The following is a 5,675-nucleotide window of genomic DNA, read 5'->3' on the forward strand; positions in this document are numbered from 1 at the left end:
CATAGTCAACCTTGGCGATCTGAATCGGCTTGATAGACTCGAGGATCCACGGTGAGGTCCTGGCATCCTCCGAGAATTCATATTGCACGTCAGCAATGCACCAAACCCCGGTCACGAGCAGCTTGGGGTGCGCCTTGACGGTGCCACTGTCGACCGCAACCTTCTTGATGCCAAGATTGTCAAATACGGCCTCGTAGCTGTCGGTCTTCTCATTCAGCGACACACTGACCTGGTCGATAACCTTGTAACGGCCCTTCTCTTTGATGGTCGATTGAATCAGCCCGGCTTCGCTGCGGTGGACATAGTGCTTGCGCAAGATTTCCTTCACCGTCTCGATACCGGTCTGGATCGACGCCTCATCATCGGTCGCGCAGTACTGGCCCAGCAGGTATTCCAACACATATGTCGGCACGATCGCGTTGCCCTTGACCGCTTTCACAAGGTCTTTCCGGACCACGAAGCCCGCAAAATGTTCGTTGATCTTGGCGTCGAGGTCACTCATCCGTAGGCTCCTTAGAAATCAAAGTCAGTGGTGATGCCGCGCCGAAGCTGAAAGCGGTGGCTGGCATAGTCCTGATAATGGCTGGTCTTTCCCACGCGTTCGCGCAGCTTCAGGATGACATCCTGATTGTTGAAGCGGTCTGCATCCCGCGACAGCAAGAACTTGCGCGGCATCTCGCGCTCACGGGCATTCTCCGACCTGAAATCGAAGAGCAGCGTGTACTCATCCGAAATCAGCGTGCCGTCTGTCGCATAAATGCCGGCCAACAATTCCCGAGACCGCATCTTCTCGGAAACAGGCTGGACCTGATAAAGTGCCACGGCTGTTTGGCCAGACGAGATCAGACTACGACCCGTCACAAAGATCTGCACCTCGACATGGCCCACGTCAGCCTCGCGCTGCTTGCCGACCCGGATGACGGGTATGACAACTTCTTGCAGCGCCGCCCCGCCATGAACAAAGCGGCTGCCAGCGCCTTTCACCCGCATTCGGTTGATCGAGTTCGGGATCAGAACCTCCAGATCGCCGGACAGGCCAAGGCCTGTGGCGGTGAAATGCTTCATTCCAGCGGTCGCGCTGAGTCCGCGACCGATCACAAAGCGCCGATTTCGAAAAAGGATCTCAGCCCCCTGCGGATCGGCAATCGCGAAATCGCTCTCATCAAGCACGCGGTGCTGATACAGAAACCCGTGGTCCGCTGTTATCAGGATGTTGGAAAAATTGGCCGAGGTCAGCTTGCGCACAAGCTTGGTTAGATCCTCGATTGCGTCCTCTGCCGCGTCTGGCAACTGCTCCTCGGTTTTCAGATCATCGCCGATCGCGTCGATGCGGTTATGGTAGATGTAGATAATATGATGATCTCGAAAGAGCGCCTTTCCCTCTTCCGTGCGCATGTTCATGACATCTTTGAATTTCAGGGCCTTGGCACTGTCGCCCTTCCGACCAGCCGCAAGTAGCCTTTCACGCGCAGGCGTGCCCTTGGTGTTCTCGCCACCCGCCAGAATGTCGCCACTACCGTCTTCGGCCATGGACAACCCGTTGTGCGGCAGCAGCGCCGCCATGCCGAGTTGTGTATAGCTGGGCAGCGAACTGATCATCGGCTTCAGATCGGCATCGAAACGATCCAGCGCGCGGATCCGGCGCAGGCATTCCTCGGCCACTTCGAAGCGCAGCGCGTCCGATATGATGACCGCAACTTTCTGATCTTTGCGCCGATACTCTGCCGCCTGATCCCGATAAAAATCGGCCTGGGAAGCAAAGCCGGGTATCTTCCACTCGCTCAGGCCCGCGATCTGGTCCTGCCAGGCATCGTTCACCGCCAGAACGAAGCTGTTGGTGTAGCGGTTCTCAACTGAATCATAGAGGTCGGCCAGCAGCGAAACATGACTGCTTTTCTGCATGTGGTAGATGAACTTGCGGTAGAGCTGGTCCAGCTTGTACCAGCTGGTCACATAGCGCCGCACCCCCTCGGCCGGGCTGGTCATTCCAAGATTCGCTTCGGCCATCGCCTGCTGGAATTCGGTGGCAAAGCCGATGGCCTGATAGATGTCCTCGTACTTCGGATACCAGTGGCTCTGCCGCCGCTCGCGCACCCAGGTCAGAACCTCCGGCGCGCTCACGGTCTGGGTCGACATGGCCTGGACGATCTGGCGAATGATATGCCGGTCGATCTCCTCAAAGTGGTCGGTCGCGACCACCGCGCGGAAATCGCGCTTCAGCAGGTCGGCGGGGATCTTCAGCAGATCCTGATACCGGGCGGACAGCTCCTCGAACGCACCCGCCCAATGCCGGTTGTTCTTCCAGCGGCGAAAGACCAGCAGCGCCTCGGCGTTCAGCGATCCATCCTCGGCCAGTGCGCGCGCATAGGCTGACTGAAACAGGGAGATCGCGAAATCCTCGAAATCCGGCTCGTCAGAACGATACCCATAGGCCTGCCCGACCTGCGTCCATAACATCTCGGTAAGGCCGGATCGCTCGATCAGGCGCAGCGCGTCGTCCTTGCCCGCTGCCAGTTCCCCCAGCAGCGCCTCGATCACCGTATCAAGGCCACCCTCAGCTCCGGCGCAGACGGCCAGCATCCGCAGGCGCATCTGCGTCTGGGTGTCCGACGCCTGCATCAGCCGCTTCAGCGCATCGACCCGAACCTTGGCGCGGTAAAACTCGGTATGTTCGCGCACCACGCTTTCGAACTGCGCGGGCAGGCCAAGTTCGGCCATCCAGATCGCCGCCTGATCTGCCTTGAACACCACCGTTGCAAGCTGAAGGTCCAACAGCCAGTTATCGGCCATCGGCGGCTCGGGGCCGTCCTTGTAGATCAGGAACCGCTGCTTTGGCGCCTGCCGCAGCATCCGGTATTTCAGGCCGAACTCGTTGCTTGCAATTTCGACCTTCTCGACACCGTCCAGCGCAAAGCTGTCGAACGCTTCGCGCATGTCGCGGGCGGTGTCGTACCAGAACACCAGCCGGTGCTCGTCGAACATCCGCGCAAGGCTGGCGTGGATGCGCTCACTCATCCGTAGCCTCCAGCCCGGGGATCTTCTTCAGCGCGGCACCGAACAGGGGGTAGTTCCGCTTAACCCCGTCATCCAGGTCGATCTCGATCTTTTGTTGCGCCAACGGAAAGACCACTTCGCGCTCCCATTCGTTCAGTTCGTCCAGCTGCTTGGCGATGGCGCTGGCGTCCTTCAGCGCCTTGGTGCGCTGGGCCTGCGTGGCGCTGGCGTCGTCGGCCAACTGGTCCAGCCGCGCGCGCTCGGCCTCCAGCTTGGACAGATAGGCGCGCAGGTATTCGTTCAGCAGCACCGACACCGTGTCGGGGCGGTAACGGTGCATGTAGATCAGCGCCTGAAAGCTGCCCTTGGGGCTGGTGAATTGCCAGTAGATCGGGCGCTTTTTATAGCGCTTTACATGGTCGGCATAGAAATCCTTGGTGAAATACTTGCGGATGTCCTTGCCCAGCGCGTCTTCGATAAAGCGCAAGTTTTCGCGGAAGGTGTCGTCGCCGAAACTGACGCGCAGGAACTGGCGAAAGCGGTCGGTGATGTCATCGGCGAACCAGTCGGCGTCGAGCACGGGGATGACGTTGTCCTTATCGGGCATGAATTGCGGTTCTGGGATACGGGCGAGGTAGTCGGCCAGCGACTCATTCTGATTGGCGAGGATCAGGCCGGGGGCGTCGAGGCTGTAGCGCCCGAACATGCAGCCCACGGCGTAGGAAAGGAACTCGGCCACGGTATCGGCGCGCAGGCGGGTCTCGCGGTCGGCCTCGCTGGCGTTGCCGCCATAGCGATAGGCGGGGTTGCAGGTGAGGGTGATCTCGGCCAGCGGCACCTCGGGGGTCAGCTCGTCGGCCAGACCGTAGGCGTCGATGAAGATGCGGTTGTTCTCTTCCTCCAGCCGCTGCATCTGGTCCGTCATGTCCTGCCAATGGCTGCGCAGGGTGGTGTAGGTGGTATCCATCGTCCCGGCGCGGTGATCGGGGTGGAGCAGCGGGAGCGTGGTGAAATCCCATGAGGTTTCGTAGGCGTCCCAGTCGGAGCGGGCGATCTGAAGTGCGTCCTTTGCGGTTGTTTCAGCCGCAGCAGGCACTGTGTCTGGATAAGGGACACCTGATAGAGCGAACAGGCTGAAATCCAAGGTTGGAGCCAATAGCTTGATGAACTGGCTCGCAACAAGGCTGTTCAGAAGCGCAGCGAGGCCTACTCGGGACGCGCCGTTTTGAGCAAATGCACACGAACCCTTTGTGTCGAAAATAAAGCCCTTTTCGCTTAGCCGGGCAGCGAAAGCACCTCCAGAAAGCGCAGAATATGTTACGCTAGGTAGGAAATAATATGAACGATTCTTAATCACGAACTCCGGATCGGAGATCTTCGGATATTTGCCCGTAACGAGGTCGATCAGGATCTGTCCGTGATCTTCATAGTTCACAACAAAATCGTTATGACCATACCAGCGTTTGTCACCGCCGCCTTTGTTGTAGGGAAACCAGCTACGCCCGTTAACATCTTCATCGTAAGACGAGGCTGCGCCGAAGGCGATTTTGTCCAAAGACATTTCCTGCCATAGCCGCAGAAACCTTTCGTTGTCGGTTGTTGCCATACCTTGACGAAAATCGGCGAACTCGTCGAGCTTTCGCAAAGATTGAAATGCACTCAGTTCGCTTTCTGAAATCCAATACACGAACGGAGCCCCAGGAATTTCAGAGAAAACAGAACTCGGAACACGATAGCAGTAGTCACGGTCAAAGTCTGACTTTGCGTCATGAACCAGACTTGCCATGAGGTTTTCTCCCTCAACGTGGGTAAGGTTCAAGTAGTAACCGGGCTTTTGCTGAGAACGTTGACGCTCCAACACAAATGCTGTCGCCGAAACCACCTGACCACCGATGGAGTCGAACCCGCCAGCACCAAGATGTGCCATTGTCACCGTGGCGCATGTTTCGATGAGGTTCTCGCGCATGGCTTCGTATTTTGAGCCGGACATCCACGAATGAAGCGTAATCATTCCGATGTATCCATGAAGGCACGACAGCGTTGTATTCCGTGCCATGAACAGGCTGTAAAAGTTGAAACGCGACTTCTTGAAGTTCGCATTTGCAAACTTCTTGATTGTCTCAGAGTAATATTTATCGCTTAGATACGGCGGGTTGGCGACCACCACATGATACTTTGGCGACAGCGCCTCGGCCATGCGCAGCACGGCCACAACCCTCTCCTGCACGTCCTTCAACAGCAGATCGCCCGCAAAGTCCCGCGCCATGACCACCCGCAGCGCCTCTGCCGGATCGCGCAACCTCGGCACGATCAGCGAGCCGAAGTTCTTGGCCTGCTCGAATTGCCCCAGCGTCTCACGCATCGCGTCCGTGAACAGATCGCGCCCTACCACGGCGGCCACGTCCTGCATCTCAGCGGGTGTAAAGCTCACGTTTTGCAACACGCAGATGTCGGGCGCGACCCCCATCCGCAGGAACCGCCGCCGCCCCAGCTTTGCCGCCGCCTTCATCACCAGCGCAAACGCCGCCAGCGCCCCTGCGCGGTCGTCAATCTCCACCCCGGTCAGGTTGTGGGTCAGGATCAGCGCCGGGATCGTATCGGCCTCATACCCCTCTTCCTCATAGATCGCGTAGAGCAGATCAAAGGCATAGGTCAGCATATGCCCCGACCCGCAGGCCGGA

The 5,675-nt window shown here is 58.3% G+C and carries 3 protein-coding genes; all 3 read right to left on the reverse strand.

Annotated elements, in window-relative coordinates; all coding sequences use genetic code 11:
* Positions 1–502, reverse strand: a 502-nt coding sequence (locus L0H65_RS13275) for an anti-phage BREX system Lon protease BrxL (protein ID WP_301459528.1), incomplete at its 3' end; no start/stop codon positions are given.
* Between the two features lie 11 nt (positions 503–513).
* Positions 514–3,015 (reverse strand): BREX-1 system phosphatase PglZ type A, encoded by a 2,502-nt coding sequence (gene pglZ / locus L0H65_RS13280; RefSeq protein ID WP_301459529.1) that lies wholly within the window; start codon positions 3,013–3,015, stop codon positions 514–516.
* Positions 3,008–5,675: BREX-1 system adenine-specific DNA-methyltransferase PglX (gene pglX / locus L0H65_RS13285; protein ID WP_301459530.1), on the reverse strand; the 2,668-nt coding region annotated here is incomplete at its 5' end. The genes pglX and pglZ, both read right to left, overlap by 8 nt.

Origin of the sequence: Pseudorhodobacter sp. (assembly GCF_030452865.1) — a bacterium.
Taxonomy (GTDB): Bacteria; Pseudomonadota; Alphaproteobacteria; order Rhodobacterales; family Rhodobacteraceae; genus Pseudorhodobacter.

Coding starts and splice junctions, on each gene's coding strand:
- pglZ (WP_301459529.1), bottom strand. CDS start 3,015: ATGAGTGAGCGCATCCACGCCAGCCTTGCGCGGATGTTCGACGAGCAC.